Below are 17,332 nucleotides of genomic sequence, written 5' to 3'. Positions count from 1 at the left end.
AGCGTTTCAGCTCAGTTTTTAGTCTAATTGTTTCTTTTTATATACGATTAAACATGCCATAAGTGAAATAATAAGCCACACTCCAACATTTAGCATATGCCCACTAATACTACTAAACCCAGCACCATCCACTAAGCTTTTAATTGCTTTTTCAAGATGAGATGTTGGAAGATAACTAATCATTGTCTTAATTACTTTATTTTCAACCATTGGCTCAAATTGTACAGCTAAATACATCGTCATTAATATTGGCATTCCAATTAGTGATGTTTGCGGGACAGACTCAGCTAATAATCCAATCATTGTTCCAATTAAGATAAATAGAATTGTTCCACATAAGAAAATAAATGCTAGCAATAAGAGATTGCCACTTAATTGATCTAAAATGAATAAGTTTACAATGGAAATACCTAACGTTAAACATGCTGTTAATATGCTTTTTCCAAGAAGAACTTCAACAGAAGAAGCTGGTGATAGCATTAACACACGTAACGTATGTTTTTCTTTCTCTTCTGCAATGACCATCGATTGAACAAACCCTGCAACAAATAGAAAGGACATTAAAGTAATAATGCCAACCCCCATGCGCCCTTCTCCAAATCTGCTAAATATAAATGCAAATATAATTGGTAAAGATGCCATTAACAACACTTGTGAATTCGTCTTAAAATCTTGTACTTCTTTTCTAAAAATAGCTGATACACGTCTCATTGAAAATGTCATTATAGTCCCCTCCCAGTAACTTCAATAAAGATATCGCCTAGCGTTGGTTCATAAGAATGAATGGATAATAGTTCTCCTTTTTTCATCCACTCTGAAATGCGTTTTGCACCTAATTCATCTTTTTGTACCGTTTCTTTCTTCTTATCCTTTAACACGACTTGTATTTGATCTTTCGCGTATTGTAAGCGAAGGTTCTCCGGTGTATCAAGCGCTACAATTTCTCCGCCACATAGAAAGGCAATGCGGTTACAAAGCGTTTCTGCTTCGTCCATGTTATGCGTCGTTAAGAAAATTGTCGTTCCTTCTTTATTTAAGTCTTTTAAGATTTTATGAATGTTTTGTACGTTAACTGGGTCGAGTGCAGATGTTGGTTCGTCTAAGAAGAGGATATCTGGTTTATGAAGAATTGCTCTTGCTAGTGTAACGCGTTGCTTCATTCCTTTTGATAGTTTCTTGACTAATGTTTTCTTATCATCTAATAAGTTCACTTGCGCTAACACTTCATCTATTCGCTCTTTTTTGCAATCGTATAAGTCACAAAATAATAGTAAGTTATCATAAATGCTAAGTCTCTCATATAAACCGCTGTTGTCTGTTAAAATACCAATCCGTTTGTAATCGATGCTGCTTGGTCCTGTAATATCTTTTCCTAGTACCCTCACTGTTCCAACACTATGAAGTAATTGAGAAGTTAAAATTTTTACTGTTGTTGTTTTTCCGGATCCACTCGGTCCGAGGAATCCAAAAATTTCTCCTTGCTTCACTTCAATATTTACATTTCGAAGTGCTGTTTTTTCGTTGAAACTTTTCATTACATCTTTCATTTCAATTGCTAATGTCATCTCGTCATCCCCTTTGTTTTTTCTTTTATAGATGAAAGTCGCTTTAGCGCTTTTCGTTTGTTTGTTTGTTTCGCTTTTCTTGACTCAATCATATGAAAAACAAAGGGTAGGCGCAGTAAAATATCGGTAAAAGGAGTATTTTTACCGATGAATGAATCGTATTTTGAGCTTATCGGAGCAATTTTATAGCCCAATTACACCTTTTAATTCATCCATTCGTCCTTTTGAAAGCGGGATTGAACTTTTTCTTTCGTCATCCAAAATTAAACTAAAACTATTACGAGTCCACGTAATTACTTCTCGTACTCTTTGTAAATTCACAAGGTACGAGCGATGACATCTAAAGAACCCGAATCCTGTTAATCTCGATTCTAGTTCACTTAACGTTAATGCACATACGAAATCACCTTCGCGTACATGAATATGTGTCACTCCATTTTGTGTTTCAATGAAATGAATTTCCATCGGATCAAGTAAAATGATTTTATCGTTCACTTTCGCTGGAATTCTTTCAAGTTTCATTTGCGGAATCATTTGAACAACCTTTTCTTCATCCACCTCTTCAACTTCTTCTTGTTCAATTTCTACTTTTTTCACACCATCATTGTTTAATATGTATACATCTTCTGTTAACGAAAGGGCGTCCGATAGGAAAGATGATGTAATAAAAATCGCCTTTCCTTGCTCTTTCATTTTCATAATCGCTTTTCGAATAATAATCGTACTCTCTGTATCTACATTTTGCTCTGGTTCTTCCAAAATAACTAAATCCGGATTATGAATCATAACTCTTCCAATATGAAGACGACGTTTCTCTGAAAATGATAACTTTTCTATTTTAACGTTTAATTTATCTAAGAGGCCCACAAATTGTACTACTTCTTCTATACTCATATTTGATTCATACAGTCCTAATAAAAACCTGTAGTAGTCCTTTACCTTCAAACGATCATATGCTTCATCTTTCAAAAAACAAAAACCGATGCGCGAATAATTTCTCTTTCCAATCACTTCATCTTCAAATAGCACATTGCCAGTTGAAGCTTCTTCCTCACCAATTATGATGCGGTGCAACACTTTAGCTGTATGGTTATTACATTGCAAAACAACACATTGTCCCTTCTCAACCTTCAGTTCAACTACTGGTAACTGGTTCGTCTTCCCTAATTGTTTCAACTCCAATAACGCCATTCTGTCTCCCCCAAATGTTTTTATCTTATTATACCAAACAATTAATGGAAAATTATGATATTTCATACAGCATTTTAAGGTATTATAAAACTATGAAAACATAAAGGGGGAATTCGTAATGATTCGTGATGCAATTATTGAAGGAAACCACCGTTATAGTTTGACGAGAGAGTGGGATATTACAAACGAAAACCGTACTCTATTTATTATGCTAAACCCAAGTACAGCAAATGAACAACACGATGACAGGACTACGAAGCGTTGTATTAACTTCGCAAAGCGATGGGAATGTGGCAGTTTAGAAATTTGTAACCTGTTTAGTTATCGTACAACCTATCCTAAAGACTTATATAAACTCCCACACTCTGAAGTCATAGGAGAAAAAAATCGCTATTACTTAGAAAAAGCCTTTAAGGAGGCAACTATTATTGTTGTCGCTTGGGGAGAACACGGGAAACTACATAAACAATCCACTCACATGCACTATCTCCTCAAACAATGGTCACACCAGCATAAAAAAACTATCTATTGCCTTGGATTTTTAAGAAACAAAGAACCACGCCATCCACTTTACGCACCTGCAGAGACCAAAAAAATTAACCTTTTCACAAATCCACCATTTGACGGAGGAGAAACTACCATGCAAAATTGGCAAACAATAATTAAAGTAGCTGGCGAAGGAGGCTCTATCTCATTATTCGGCTTACAACAAGCCGATAAAAGATGGATTTTTTCTCGGCATATAAATGAAATGGATTATGGGGTTGACGATATAGGTGCTATCTCTCATTCCTCCCATGTTGTACACACTTGGGAAGAAGGATTAAATTTACTAAAGCGTTTCCCCTGGCCACATCTTCGTCCTATTACTGTTCATCCAGATTTTGAACAGCGTATATGGGAAGAAGTTCAAAGCCATACAATAAAGCGTCGTTCACGCCTGAAAGATTGGAAAGAAGTTTGTCATATCGACTAAAAAAGGAGGCTATCCAAATGAATGGATAGCCTTCTTCTCTAGTTTTGCTCTACCATATAAGTCTTGAGCTGATCACGCAGCGCTCGTTTTAGAAACTTTCCTACAGACGCTTTCGGAATTTCGTTTACAAATAAAATATCATCTGGCATCCACCATTTCGGAAACTCTGCTTCTAATAAAGCTTACAGTTCTTCTCTTTCTACTGCTTGTCCTTCCTTTAATACAACGCAATGGGACGTTCTTGCCATTTTTCATGCGGCACCACCACAACAGATGCTTCTAACACTTTATCGTGTGACATTAAGGCATTTTCTAAATCTACGGAAGAAATCTATTCGTCCCCGCTTTTCGATCCGCAATCTTAATAAACCCTTCCGAGTCACCCCTGACAATATCTCCTGTATGAAGCCAACCATCTCTCATTGATTCTCTTCTGTACACTCATCCTTATAATAGCTTCCAGCGATCCACGGACCCCTTAAACAGAGTTCTATCATCGCTGAGCATTGACGATTTTTTTAATATATCAACGATTCGACAAGGATAACCTATCTACTAACAAAAGAAAACCGTCCCAACATACCTCTTGGGACGGTCTATTCTGCACCCTACTTCCTCACCATTAACTTTCCTTCATAATCATTCATCGACTTTATTTCGACACCCTTATAATAATGAGCGACGATATCTGTATATTTCTTACCTTCCGCTGCCATGCCGTTCGCTCCGTATTGGCTCATGCCAACGCCGTGACCAAAGCCTTTCGTTGTAACGACGATTTTGTCTCCCTCTTGTTTCCACGTGAAATCAGAAGAGCGTAAATCTAATTTGTCACGCACATCTCTTCCGGTTAATGTTTTCCCTTGAAATGCTACATCTTTTACACGTTTTCCTTCTGTACGCCCTTTAATATCACCAACTTTTCCGTCTGCTAGCACTTTCACACCGAGACGTTTTTGAAAGTCAGCTACTGTAAAGGTTTGCTCGCTCGTAAATTTTGGAGAGGCTTGATCCCACGGACTATCTACGCTCTTTAAGTACGGATAATCATTTCCCCAATAATCAGCCGCATTTTCTGTCCGGCCATTACTCGTTGAGAAGAAGGATGCTGAGATCGGTTTTCCATCATACGTTAAAACTTGTCCTGCGGTTTTCGAAACAGCTTCTTCGATTTTCTTCAAATTATTTTCGTAGTTATTGCCCCATTGTTTCTTCAATTCTTCTTTACTTTTGTACACTTGATCTTTCACCGTATCGGTCACGTCCGCATTGTTTTTCTTTCCACCGCTTAGCATACGCTGCACCACAAATGTTCTCGCTGCTAATGCCTGCGCCTTTAGCGCCTCTATTTCAAAACTGGCATTCATCTCAGAAGCTACTACACCGGTCACATACTCCTCCATAGGTAATGTATCTACCTTTTTCTGTTTCTCACGATATACAGCAACTTGAACCGCTGTATCCACTTTCCCTGGAGCTGGTATACTTTCTATCGCTGGAGGAGTTTTAGAAGCTGCTTCTTCCCCTACTTTTGCTTTCGCAAACGGAATAACAAGAGCAGCAGGTACAATGATAACGAGCGCTATTAGAAGCGCTACTGTAATAAAAAGTGGCTTTGAAAATTTCATCTTATTTCCCCCAATATGAAAAAGCTTTACTCCATTCATTCTTATGGAACAACTCTTTCTTTTAGAACATACTTAAGGGGACCTGGATAAAACGAAAATTTTCTAAATATTTTCACTGGTACTTGCATAAGTATAGAATTTCTTGACTATAACAGTAATAACCCAAAAAAATAGCCCCTACGTCAAAAGACGTAGAGACTATTTCAATTAAGCGTGAAGATCAGAAACTTCTTGTTCTTTCACTTCTTCTACTTTTTCGTTTACACGTTCAATAGTTGCACCTAATGCAGCTAATTTCTTATGGAAATCTACATAACCACGGTCAAGATGCTTTAACTCAGTTACACGAGTGTAACCTTCAGATACTAAACCAGCTAAGATTAATGCAGCAGCAGCACGTAAATCAGTTGCGCCTACTTCAGCACCTTGTAAGCTGTTTGGACCGTTCATAATAACAGAACGACCTTCGATTTTAATATCAGCATTCATACGACGGAATTCTTCAACGTGCATAAAGCGGTTTTCGAATACCGTTTCTGTAATCATACTTGTTCCATCAGCTTGTAGTAATAATGCCATCATTTGTGATTGCATGTCTGTTGGGAAACCTGGATGAGGCATAGTTTTAATATCAACCGCTTTTAACTTATCTGGGCCGATAACACGTACACCTTCGTTTTCCTCAATAATTTTAACACCCATTTCTTCCATCTTCGCTGTAATTGAGCGTAAATGTTCAGGCACAGCATTTTCAATTAAGATGTCTCCACCAGTAATTGCTGCTGCAACCATGAATGTTCCCGCTTCAATACGGTCAGGAATAATAGAGTGGTTTGCACCATATAATTTATCAACGCCTTCGATACGAATCGTTCCAGTTCCAGCTCCGCGTACTTTCGCTCCCATCGCATTTAAGAAGTTAGCTAAGTCAACGATTTCTGGTTCTTTCGCTGCGTTTTCAAGGATTGTTGTCCCTTTTGCTAATGTAGCTGCAGACATAATGTTTTCTGTTGCGCCCACGCTTGGGAAGTCTAAATAAATTTTAGCTCCTTTTAGTTCTCCCTCAACGTATGCCTCAACAAAACCATTACCAACCTGTACTTTTGCTCCCATTGCTTCGAAGCCTTTTAAATGTTGGTCAATTGGACGTGAACCAATTGCACATCCACCAGGAAGTGCAATACGAGCACGACCGTTACGTGCAAGTAATGGTCCCATTACTTGAACAGATGCACGCATTTTACGTACATATTCAAATGGTGCTTCGATGTTTAGTTCTTTAGAAGCATCGATTGTTACTTGGTTATTTTCAAATACGACTTCAGCATTTAAATGACGTAATACCTCATTAATTGTGTATACATCAGACAAAACTGGTACTTCAGATAGTACATTCTTTCCATCACTCGCTAATAGGGCTGCAGCGATTATAGGTAATACAGCATTTTTTGCGCCCTCAACACGCACTGTGCCGTTTAACCGCTTTCCGCCACGGACGATGATCTTTTCCAAATTATTCCCCTCCGTGTCCTTTTTTCAGTATCTATTCACTCAATACTCAGAAGTTATGATCGGTGTGCCAACCACAATTGTATCTTTGTTGTCTGTAGAACGTATTGCTATTTGCACATTTATTTTCTCTCTATTTGTTGAAAGAGCGTCATCCCACTTTTTATTGTATGCGGAGACTGACACAAATGCTCTTTCTTCTATCTGTTCGATCGCTCTTGCTGAAAGATCTTTCAAAACCTGATTGGTTTTATTTTGCAAAACACCTTCAATCTTATCATTCAGTACACCTTGAACACAAGTGTAAATTATAGGTTTTCCATTAAAAATTTCATTTGTTTTCTGAATGTACTTCGGGTCCCATTTCGCCCCGCTCACTTCAAAAATAATGAAAGTGTTTTCTTTAGTATTTTCCTTACTCCAAGTTACTACTACTCGTTCTTCATAAGAAGGAAACTTTTTATAGGATGTAGCTTTATATCCATCTGGAGATTGCTCTAATTCCCATTTTTGAATATTCGCCTTGTCCTTCACATCGTTTAACAATTTTTGAAACGTATGTATATTAGAAATTGTTTTTGTTTCTCTCGCTAACCATGACCACTTCTCTACTTTAGCATCATTTTTCTCTAAGGATGCGATCATGCTCTCCATTTTCTGTTCATCGCTTGTCGGTTTCATCTCTCTATATCCAACCAAAAATAAAACAACACTCAAGGCAATAATAAGAATGGCTTTAAGCTTCAATTTCATCCCCTCCTATCCCCATTGTTAACGGAGATATGAGGTTCTATACACTTACTTTACTAAATACGTTAAACTCTTTGAATAGCCTAAATAATCAAGGAAAAAGTTACTTACAGATGTCCCAATTGCAATTGTAATTAGGATGAGTAATACTCGCGTCTGCATCACCTTTCCAGGCTTCATTAAACGCTCAATATGAATACCTTGTAAGGCCCACCACGTAATGGTAATAAACAATAAATGCGAAACAATGGCAATCAGTGCTTGTTGCCCTAAAAGATGTGCCAAAAAACCGACCCCTTTTTAACCAGCTACTACTTACGAAATACTATAAAAACGATACCATAATAAGTAGGAGCCACACTTTTTCAAATACAAATAAGCATCTTACATTTCACATCGTAATTTGCTCTCAAAAAACGTATACCTATATGCATTTTCAATTGTAGTTCACACAAAATAAAAAGCGCAGAGTAACAACTCCACACCTTTTATTTTCACTATTGTACCACGTTCCCTAGGAAGAAGAAATCCTTCATTAATGGAAAATATTCATAAAAGAAATTGTATCCGATCATCGGCATAATCCCTAGTATTACAATCGAAATTGCACAAAGGCTCATAACAACCTTTATATTTAGTGGCAAACGAATCTTCTCTTCTACTTCTCCCGTCCGGAAAAACATTTGCTGTAAAATACGGAAATAATATACGAATGAAATAACTGTCGTCCCCATCATAATAGAGGCTAGTACGTAATGAGCTGGCTCTACATGAAGTGCACCTAAAAAGATGTTAATTTTCCCGATAAAACCAGCTGTTCCTGGTATCCCGGCCAACGATAAAATAAAAATCGTCATCACTATCGCTGTAAATGGCGACCTTTTATATAATCCGGTGAAAATGGTAATGTTTTCTTTGTCGCTTTGTAAGATTAAGCCGTGGATAATTGCAAACGCGCCTATATTCATAAGCATATACGCAAGCATGTAAAACCACATGCTATCCATCGTAAATGGTGATAATGCTATAAGCGGAACGAGTAAGTAGCCCGCATGTGCGATTCCCGAATAGGCAAATAGGCGTTTTACGTTATATTGCTTTAATGCTACTACATTTCCAATAATCATCGTAATACTCGCTAGTACAGCAATGTATATGCTCATACGTCCGTATAAAGATTGCATGTCTCCTTGCACCGACACACTTGCAAAAACCATGAGAAACAGACGAATAATGAGTAAGAACCCTGCAATTTTAGAAATCGTTCCAAGAAAAGCAGTAACAGGTGTAGCCGCTCCTTCATACACATCTGGTGCCCACATATGAAACGGCACCGTCGCAATTTTAAACGAGAGCCCAACGAGTAATAGTAGAAATGCGAGAGCTAACAATAACTGAATACCACCAGCAAGCTCCCCCGCGAATACTTTTTGCATATCCACGATATTAGTCGATCCTGTAATACCGTACAAATAACTCATTCCAAAAAGCGTAATTGCTGTTCCAATTCCTCCATTAATAACATATTTCATTGCCGCCTCGTTTGATGCACGGTTCTTTTTTCGTATTCCTACTAAAATATACGAAGAAAGTGAAAGCAATTCTAAACCGACGAAAAGTGTAATAAAGTCGACACTAGAAGCCATAAACATAGCCCCCAGAAGTGCCATTAAAAATAAGTAATAATATTCTCCCTTATCTTCAATTGGATTCTTCTTATCATCGCTCATTGCGGTGCATAAAATGAGAGCTGCTCCGCCTAATAACAACGTTTTAAACCCTTTTGAAAACCCATCTAACACAAACGATCCGTTCAAAATATCTCCCGCTGGTTCGCCGTATAGCGTGATTAATGACAAGATTGCTAATATGACGGCTGCTATTGCACTAAGCGCTACATATTTATGGTTCAGCTTAAAAAACAAATCACATATGGAAAGAAGGATGGCAGCTCCGAGAATAATAAATTCTGGCACCATGAGATGCCATGATAGGCTAAGTAACGTATTCATATCCATCCTACTTCACCCCCAATGTTTTCAACGTATTTTGAAGCGGATCCCCTAGTATTTCTGGCATTACTCCAATTGCAATAATGCAGAAGATGAGTAGCAATATAGGAACATACTCCCATCCATGTATATCAGCTTTCGCTTCCCACTCTTTCTTACCAAATGTTACTTGAAGTGTCGCTCTTAATACGTATACAGCGGTTAAAATGATGCCAAGCACACCGACTGCAGCAATGAATGGCTCTCCTTGGAATAAACCGAGAAAGGCAAGAAACTCGCTAACAAATCCAGACATTCCTGGCAATCCAAGCGATGCCATCCCTCCCGCTAAGAAGAATCCGCTAAGTACTGGAACACTTTTTGCGAGTCCGCCAAGCGCTGTAATGTCCGATGTCCCAAAGCGCTGTTCTATAACGCCAAGTAAGAAGAAGAGTAAGGCTGCAATTAAACCGTGAGACACAACTTGGAATAGTGCTCCTTGTGTACCTGGTGCATTTAACGCCGCAAGACCCATTAATACAATGCCCATATGCGAAATACTAGAGTAAGCAAGCACCTTTCGAAAATCCGTTTGGATGAGTGCTAAGAAGGCTCCATACAATAAATTGATGACTCCTAAAATCGCAATGAGCGTTGCAAACTCGCGAAAGTATTCCGGGAATAACCCCTTTCCGAAGCGGATCATACCGTATGCTCCAATCTTCAGTAAAACGCCCGCATGAAGCATAACTACAGCTGGGTGCGCTTCAATATGCACATTGACCATCCAGCGATGTAACGGGAAAACGGGGAGTTTAATCGCAAAAGCAATCATTATGGAAAGAAACAAACCGAACTGTAAGCTACTTGAGACAGCCATTCCTCCCCCAGCACCTACACTTGCTAATATTTCTTTAAGCTCTGTAATATTTGTTGTCCCTGTTTTTGCAAATAAAACTGAGAAAACGATGAGTAAAATAGCAGAGCCAATACCGTTATATATTAAATAACTATAAGCAGCCTTTTCACTCGACAATTTCCCCCACTTCCCAATTAATAAAAACATTGGCGGCAATGTAATTTCAAAAAAGATAAAGAACAACATTAAATTTTGAGCAGCGAAGACGCCCAGCATCCCTATTTCTAACATGAGTAGCAGCATATAAAAGGCTTTCAAGTTTCTTTTAATCGTAAATGCCGCAATTGCTGCAAGCATCGCTAGAAGGGCCGTCAGCACCATCATAACGAGCGATAAACCATCAATGCCGAGCTCATAATAAATGGAAAACCATCTTTTATCTACCGCTGCAAAATCCCCAAATTTAATCCATTTCACTTTTTCATCGAATAGCGACAAACTCTTTCCAGAAGCATATGTACAAGCGAGGACGATAGCGATTCCAAATGGAAGCGCCGTCCCAAATAAACCAAGCGCTCGCACTGTACGCGATTCTTTTTTCGGTGTTAATGCAAGTAAGAGAATTCCTAAAAGCGGGGAAAAAATGAAGAACGTTAATAACAAATCATTCATCGTAAATCCCCTCCCGTATAAAGCAAAATAATGACGAGTACTGCAAGTGAAACAGCTGTTACAGTCCCGTACACTTGTACATTTCCGTTTTGAAGTCTAGACCCCAGTCCGCTTATCCCTTTAACTAAACTCCCTATTAAAACGGCAATTCCCTCGACTACATACACCTCAAACAAGCGAAGCACATGAGCGATTCCTTTCGTAATAGGAAGCACCGTCATATTGTATAGTTCATCCACATAATATTTTTCTTTCAAAAGATTATAGTGAGGCGCTTCTTCGCTCCCAGCCCAATCTCTAGAAATAGATTTCTTGCCATATATGAAATATGCGAGAGCAATTCCTGCAAATGAAACGAGAGTTGCAACAATCATAATCCAAACTGGTCCATGTGCCTCTCGAGCTTTAAATGCGACATCTTTCGTAAGCCAATCCCCGAGAAATGTCCCAAACCACGGTGTATTTATATAACCTGCCACTACCGCAAGGACCCCGAGGACGATCATCGGATACGTCATAATGCGGGGCGATTCATGCACGTCTTCCTTCGTCTTCGCTTCCCCAGTAAAGACAAGGAAGTATAGCCGGAACATGTAAAATGCTGTTAGGAATGCTGCAATTACTGCTAATATGAATAAAACGTAATTGCCGTTCATCCAAGTCACCGCTAAAATTTCATCTTTACTAAAGAAACCGGAAAGGAGTGGCACACCACTAATTGCGAGAGTACCGATTAAAAATAATGCACCCGTTACTTTCATCTTCTTCTGTAAGCCGCCCATTTTATTAATATTTTGCGTATGCACTGCATGAATGACACTTCCTGCTGCCAAAAATAGTAGCGCCTTAAAAAAGGCGTGTGTCGTTAAGTGGAAAACACCAGCTACATAACCAGCAGATCCTAGCGCAAGCATCATATACCCGAGCTGACTAACTGTAGAATAAGCGAGCACTCTCTTTATATCCGTTTGTACAAGACCGATGGAAGCCGCAAAGATTGCAGTGAAGGCTCCAACGATTGCCACCGTCTGCATCGCCACCGCACTTGCTGAAAATAGCGGAAACATCGTCGCCACTAAATATACGCCAGCTGCGACCATCGTCGCCGCATGAATAAGTGCTGAAACGGGCGTCGGCCCTTCCATTGCATCTGGTAACCACGTATGAAGCGGGAACTGACCTGATTTCCCCATTGCACCGATAAAAATTAAGATCGATGTTATTGTAATCATCGTAGGGGTAAGATCCCCAGTATGAATCGCTCTAAAAATTGCATCATATTCAAAACTACCTGCATGCCAGAAAATTAAGATCATCCCAATAAATAAACCGACATCGCCAATACGAGTCATAATAAAAGCCTTTTTCGCAGCAGCCTTCGCTTCTTCTTTAAAGAAATAAAAACCGATGAGTAAAAATGAACCAAGGCCCACTAACTCCCAAAATATATAAAGCTGTAATAAATTAGGTGATATAACGAGCCCGAGCATCGCAAATGTAAAGAGCCCTAAATAGGCATAAAAGGTTGGTAATCTTTCTTCACCTTTCATATAACCTTTCGAATATACATGTACAAGTAAACTCACAAGTGTAACGATAAACAGCATTAAAGCCCCTAATGCAGTCACTTCAAAGCCGAATGATATATCAATATCTCCAGCTCTAAGCCATACCCACTTATGCTTCACTGGCACTGTTGAAAACCTTTCTATTAATACAAGTACCGCAAATATAAAGGAGAGAAAGACGAGGAAAATACTAAGTACACTGCTTCCTTCTCTAATTTTCTTCCCGAATATAAGTAATAAAAAAAACGAAACAAGCGGGAAAAGCGGTATGAGCCATGCATAATCGATCATTGTTTCCTTCCCCCTTTTCGGTCACAATGTTATCCTTTGAGCGTATCCATTTCATCTACATGAACCGTCGTACGATTACGATACAAAGCAATTAAAATGGCGAGTCCTACCGCCGCCTCCGCTGCTGCTACAGCCATCGTAAACAGAGAGAAAATTTGCCCTGTTAAATTTGGGAACAAACCTAATTTACTAAACGCGACTAAATTTAAATTGGCTGCGTTAAGCATTAATTCAATACAAACTAATACAATCACCGTATTTCGCTTCGTTAAAGCCCCAAACAAACCGATGCAAAACAAAATAATCGCAAGCGTTAAATATGCAGAAGCAGGTACGCTACTCATTGGAATCCTCCTCTTTCTCATCCTTCTTCGCAAGTATAATCGCGCCAACAAGTGCTACAAGTAAAATAACTGAGGTTAACTCAAATGGAATAATATATTCTGAATAGAGAAGTGTACCGATTTGAAGTGTGTTTTTTTCATGGAGAGGTAAACTTCCTTGTGTGCTTTCATTTGCAAAATCAATATTGTTAACAGCGAAATACATAACTGCCCCAAATGCTACAACTGCAAAGAAGATAATCCATTTTCGAAGAGTAAGACGCGACTCATTTTCCGCATTATGTTTCGTTAACATAATGCCAAAGATCATAATAATTGTAATCGCACCCGAGTAAAGTAAAATTTGTGCAACTCCGATAAATTCGGCCGATAAAAGAAAGTACAAACCTGCAATGCTGAGAAATGTCAGAACGAGAGCTAGCATCATATGCATGACTTTCGTTAAGTTCAACATAAGAATACCGCCGATAATTGCAGACAAGGATAGTATGAAGAATGCTACAAACTCGCCATTCATGCTTTATTCTCCTTCCTGACGTTTTCGTCATTTTCGTCGAGCCACTGCAAATTTTTAAATAAATCATCACGTGAATATTCCGCAAGCTCAAAGTTATTTGTCATAACAATCGCCTCTGTCGGACAAACTTCTGTACATAAATCACACAGAATACAAATTTCAAAATTAATATCGTACGTGTCGATAATTTTTCCTTTTTTCGTAGGATCCGGATGTTTTTTCCCTGTTAATTGAATACAGTCTGTCGGACAAATATTGGAGCACTGATTACAAACAATACATTTTTCCGGATAAAATTTTTGAATCCCTCGAAAGCGGTCTGGCAACGGCAACGGTTGATTCGGATAATCGTAAGTCACCTTCTTCTTACTCAAATTGCTTAATGTATATTTTAATCCTTTAAATAGTCCTTTCATCTCTTACTGGCACCCCCCTCATAGATTAGAAGAATAACTCCTTAATCAATGCCGTTAAGAAAATATTTGCAAGTGCAATTGGCAATAATACTTTCCAGCCAAACTCCATTAACTGGTCACCTCTTATACGCGGAAACGTGACGCGGAACCAAATTAATAGAAAGACTACACTGCTAAATTTCAAGGCAAACCATACAGCTCCTGGGATAAATCCAAGGAACATGACTGGATTCCACCCGCCTAAAAAGAGCACTGTAATTAAAGATGCCATTCCGAAGAAATATACGTACTCTGAAAGCATGAAAAACGCCCAGCGAAATCCTGAGTATTCCGTATGATATCCAGAAACAAGCTCCGACTCTGCTTCTGGTAAATCGAACGGCGTCCTATTTAACTCTGCTACCGCTGCGATTAAGAAGACGACGAAACCTATTGGCTGTACGAAAATGTACCAAACATTCTCCTGCGCTGCTACAATTTCATTTAAATTTAGGCTCCCAGCTAGCAAAACGATACCAATTACACTCATTACGAGCGGAATTTCATAAGAAATCATTTGCGCCGCCGCACGCATCCCTCCTAAAAGGGAATATTTATTATTCGATGCCCATCCTCCGGTCACGACACCAATCGTCGTAATGCCAGAAACAGCAATGTAATACAGTAAGCCTACGCCAATATCCGCGAACTGAAATTTATCAGTAAATGGGATGACTGCAAGCACCATAAATGCTGGTGCGAATGCAATGACAGGTGCTAATATAAACAACGGTTTATCTGCCGCCTTCGGAATACTATCTTCTTTCAGTAATAGCTTTAAAACATCAGCTACTGTTTGCAGTAACCCGAATCGGCCCCCAACTTGGTTTGGTCCAATCCGCCCTTGCATAAAACCCATCACTTTCCGTTCTGCCAAAATACCATATGTAACGAAGCCAAGGACTGCAAATAATAGGAGTACCGCTAATCCGAAAAAAATGAAGAAATTCGTCCAGCTTGAAGGTGATTGTAAGAGCGTTTCAATCATCAGCCATCAACCTCCCCAAGTACAATATCAACTCCACCTAAAATCGTAATTAAATTGGCGATGTTTTCACCTTTCAATAACTTCGGTAAAATTTGCAAATTGTAAAAAGACGGCCTGCGAAACTTCAAGCGGTACGGCTCTTTCTTTCCGTCACTAGCAATATAGCAACCAATCTCTCCTCGCGGCGATTCTATACGTACAAACGCTTCACCTTTAGGCGCCTTAATGATTTTCGGCACTTTCGCCAGCACAGCTCCGTCTTTCGGGAACTGCTGGACAGCTTGCTCAACAATTTTTAATGACTCCTCAATTTCCTCCATGCGGCAAACGTAACGATCCCAAGCATCTCCAACACTCCCAACAGGAATATCGAAATCAAAACGATCATAAATGGAGTACGGTTCATCCTTGCGAAGATCCCAGTTTACTCCAGTACACCGCAAATTCGCTCCGCTTAAAGAATACGAAATTGCTTCTTCCGCGCTATATATACCAACGCCTTTTACACGATTTAAGAAAATCTCATTACCGCTAACGAGATCATGGTAACCTGCCAATTGCTCTCTCATATACGGAACAAACTCTTCCACTTTTTCAATCCAACCGTCCGGCGCATCCCATTTCACACCGCCGACTCTCATATAGTTAAAAGTAAGCCGTGCACCGCATAATTCGTTTAATAAATTTATAATCATCTCTCGCTCACGAAACGCGTACAAAAATGGGCTGACCGCTCCTATATCAAGAAGATTCGTCCCCCACCAAACGAGGTGGCTCGCTATCCTTCCAAGCTCCATTGCAAGAACTCGCAAGTATTCGGCCCGCTCCGGGATTTCAAGCCCCATCATCGTCTCTACAGCGTGGCAAATGACGTAATTATTCGTCATGGCCGATAAATAGTCCATCCGATCTGTATAAGGGATAATTTGCGTATACTGTAAGCTCTCTGCAATCTTTTCGGTCCCGCGATGCAAATATCCAATAACTGGTGTAGCTTCTTTAATAATTTCCCCGTCAATCTTAATAACAAGCCTGAACACACCGTGCGTACTCGGATGCTGAGGCCCTACATTCAAAAGCATTTCTTCCGTACGGATCATAAGCTACACCTCCACATCATACGGTTCATAATCTTTCCTAAGTGGATGCCCTATCCAATCATCAGGCATTAAAATACGTGATAAATTTGGATGCCCCTTAAATACAATGCCGAGCAAATCATACGCTTCTCGTTCTGGCCAGTCCGCGCCTTTCCAAAGCGCTGTCACCGATTCTACTTGCGGCTCTCCCCTATCCAGCTTCACCTTCACCGCTACTGACTGTTTCTTTCCATATGAAAATAAATGAACATATACTTCCATATGTGTCACAAAATCCGTCGCATGTAGCTCTGACATATAATCAAAAGCAAGTCCCTCATGGAATCTCAGTAACTCCATCACTTCATAATATTTTGAAGGCTCCACCACAAGAGTTGGCACATCTTTTGAAAGTTTATTAATGTAGGAATCTACTAATATATCCTCTCCTACTTTCCCCTTAATAACTTCAACATACTGATTTAAATACGGTTGATTCACGGATGGCTCTTCTGGCTTCGGCTCCTCTTCCATCTTACCTTCAGCGTCCTTTGTCTTCGCTCTTGCAGCTGCAGCCGCTTTTGCCTTCGCCGCTGCAATTGCCTTCGCCTTTTCATCTCCTAAACCCCCATCACCTCGCGAGACCTTCTGCTTCGCTAACGCCGCTGCCTTTGCTTTTGCTGCCGCCACAGCCTTCGCTTTTGCCTTTTCTTCTTCCGTTACTTCCTCTGTTCCTTCTCTTTTTTGCTTCGCTAATGCCGCCGCTTTCGCTTTCGCGGCAGCCGCTGCCTTCGCCTTCGCTTTGACCTTTTCTTCTTCTGTTACCTCTTCTGTTCCTTCTCTTTTTTGCTTCGCTAATGCCGCCGCTTTTGCTTTCGCGGCAGCCGCTGCCTTCGCCTTCGCTTTGACCTTTTCTTCTTCTGTTACCTCTTCTGTTCCTTCTCTTTTT

The 17,332-nt window shown here is 39.6% G+C and carries 17 protein-coding genes and 1 pseudogene; 1 reads left to right on the top strand and 17 read right to left on the bottom strand.

The window, feature by feature from the left end; translation table 11 throughout:
* Positions 1–18: 18 nt before the first annotated feature.
* From FS742_RS21540 to FS742_RS21530, 3 genes are all read right to left on the bottom strand, one after another.
* Positions 19–723, bottom strand: coding sequence for an ABC transporter permease (locus FS742_RS21540; RefSeq protein ID WP_144614959.1), 705 nt, complete (start codon positions 721–723; stop codon positions 19–21).
* A complete protein-coding gene (locus tag FS742_RS21535; protein ID WP_000170848.1) occupies positions 723–1,565 on the bottom strand; it encodes an ABC transporter ATP-binding protein in 843 nt (280 codons plus the stop codon). Before FS742_RS21535 ends, FS742_RS21540 begins: the two co-directional genes overlap by 1 nt.
* A gap of 183 nt (positions 1,566–1,748) precedes the next feature.
* On the bottom strand, positions 1,749–2,756 hold the full coding sequence (locus FS742_RS21530) for a LytTR family transcriptional regulator DNA-binding domain-containing protein (protein ID WP_144614957.1): 1,008 nt from the start codon (positions 2,754–2,756) through the stop codon (positions 1,749–1,751).
* 118 nt (positions 2,757–2,874) lie between these two features.
* Between FS742_RS21530 and FS742_RS28080 the strand changes: the two genes are divergently transcribed.
* On the top strand, positions 2,875–3,732 hold the full coding sequence (locus FS742_RS28080; RefSeq protein WP_260869681.1) for a DUF1643 domain-containing protein: 858 nt from the start codon (positions 2,875–2,877) through the stop codon (positions 3,730–3,732).
* Between the two features lie 38 nt (positions 3,733–3,770).
* Here FS742_RS28080 and FS742_RS28075 read toward each other — a convergent pair.
* The 14 genes and pseudogenes from FS742_RS28075 to FS742_RS21445 form a co-directional block, all read right to left on the bottom strand.
* A pseudogene (locus FS742_RS28075) lies at positions 3,771–4,229 on the bottom strand (AMP-binding enzyme); the annotation flags it as partial.
* 111 nt (positions 4,230–4,340) lie between these two features.
* Complete coding sequence (gene spoIID, locus FS742_RS21505) at positions 4,341–5,360, bottom strand: stage II sporulation protein D (protein ID WP_144614951.1); 1,020 nt, start codon at positions 5,358–5,360, stop codon at positions 4,341–4,343.
* 207 nt (positions 5,361–5,567) lie between these two features.
* Positions 5,568–6,872 carry a UDP-N-acetylglucosamine 1-carboxyvinyltransferase gene (gene murA / locus FS742_RS21500; RefSeq protein WP_000411264.1) on the bottom strand — a complete coding sequence of 435 codons (1,305 nt, stop codon included), beginning with the start codon at positions 6,870–6,872 and terminating at the stop codon, positions 5,568–5,570.
* 39 nt (positions 6,873–6,911) lie between these two features.
* A complete protein-coding gene (locus FS742_RS21495; protein ID WP_395940397.1) occupies positions 6,912–7,616 on the bottom strand; it encodes a YwmB family TATA-box binding protein in 705 nt (234 codons plus the stop codon).
* A 51-nt stretch (positions 7,617–7,667) separates the two neighbouring features.
* Positions 7,668–7,904 (bottom strand): DUF1146 family protein, encoded by a 237-nt coding sequence (locus FS742_RS21490; RefSeq protein ID WP_000940742.1) that lies wholly within the window; start codon positions 7,902–7,904, stop codon positions 7,668–7,670.
* Between the two features lie 212 nt (positions 7,905–8,116).
* Complete coding sequence (nuoN, locus tag FS742_RS21485; RefSeq protein ID WP_395940399.1) at positions 8,117–9,631, bottom strand: NADH-quinone oxidoreductase subunit NuoN; 1,515 nt, start codon at positions 9,629–9,631, stop codon at positions 8,117–8,119.
* Between the two features lie 7 nt (positions 9,632–9,638).
* Positions 9,639–11,141, bottom strand: a complete 1,503-nt coding sequence (locus FS742_RS21480) for an NADH-quinone oxidoreductase subunit M (RefSeq protein ID WP_144614945.1) — start codon at positions 11,139–11,141, stop codon at positions 9,639–9,641.
* A complete protein-coding gene (gene nuoL / locus FS742_RS21475) occupies positions 11,138–13,000 on the bottom strand; it encodes an NADH-quinone oxidoreductase subunit L (protein WP_144614944.1) in 1,863 nt (620 codons plus the stop codon). The genes FS742_RS21480 and nuoL overlap by 4 nt, the downstream gene beginning before the upstream one ends.
* 29 nt (positions 13,001–13,029) lie before the next feature.
* The gene (nuoK, locus tag FS742_RS21470; RefSeq protein ID WP_000100078.1) at positions 13,030–13,344 is read right to left on the bottom strand and encodes an NADH-quinone oxidoreductase subunit NuoK; all 315 of its coding nucleotides are present in this window, start codon (positions 13,342–13,344) and stop codon (positions 13,030–13,032) included.
* Positions 13,337–13,861, bottom strand: a complete 525-nt coding sequence (locus tag FS742_RS21465; RefSeq protein WP_098405007.1) for an NADH-quinone oxidoreductase subunit J — start codon at positions 13,859–13,861, stop codon at positions 13,337–13,339. The genes nuoK and FS742_RS21465 overlap by 8 nt, the downstream gene beginning before the upstream one ends.
* Positions 13,858–14,277 (bottom strand): NADH-quinone oxidoreductase subunit NuoI, encoded by a 420-nt coding sequence (gene nuoI / locus FS742_RS21460; RefSeq protein WP_000677191.1) that lies wholly within the window; start codon positions 14,275–14,277, stop codon positions 13,858–13,860. Before nuoI ends, FS742_RS21465 begins: the two co-directional genes overlap by 4 nt.
* Before the next feature lie 25 nt (positions 14,278–14,302).
* Positions 14,303–15,304, bottom strand: a complete 1,002-nt coding sequence (nuoH, locus tag FS742_RS21455) for an NADH-quinone oxidoreductase subunit NuoH (protein WP_000573430.1) — start codon at positions 15,302–15,304, stop codon at positions 14,303–14,305.
* The gene (gene nuoD, locus FS742_RS21450) at positions 15,304–16,404 is read right to left on the bottom strand and encodes an NADH-quinone oxidoreductase subunit NuoD (RefSeq protein ID WP_002123807.1); all 1,101 of its coding nucleotides are present in this window, start codon (positions 16,402–16,404) and stop codon (positions 15,304–15,306) included. The genes nuoH and nuoD overlap by 1 nt, the downstream gene beginning before the upstream one ends.
* Before the next feature lie 3 nt (positions 16,405–16,407).
* Positions 16,408–17,332, bottom strand: a 925-nt coding sequence (locus tag FS742_RS21445) for an NADH-quinone oxidoreductase subunit C (protein ID WP_144615373.1), incomplete at its 5' end; no start/stop codon positions are given.

Source organism: Bacillus cereus, assembly GCF_007678085.1.
Lineage (GTDB): Bacteria > Bacillota > Bacilli > Bacillales > Bacillaceae_G > Bacillus_A > Bacillus_A cereus_BE.
The sequence above is the reverse complement of the archived record's forward strand: the minus strand, read 5'-3'. Positions and strand labels throughout refer to the sequence as shown.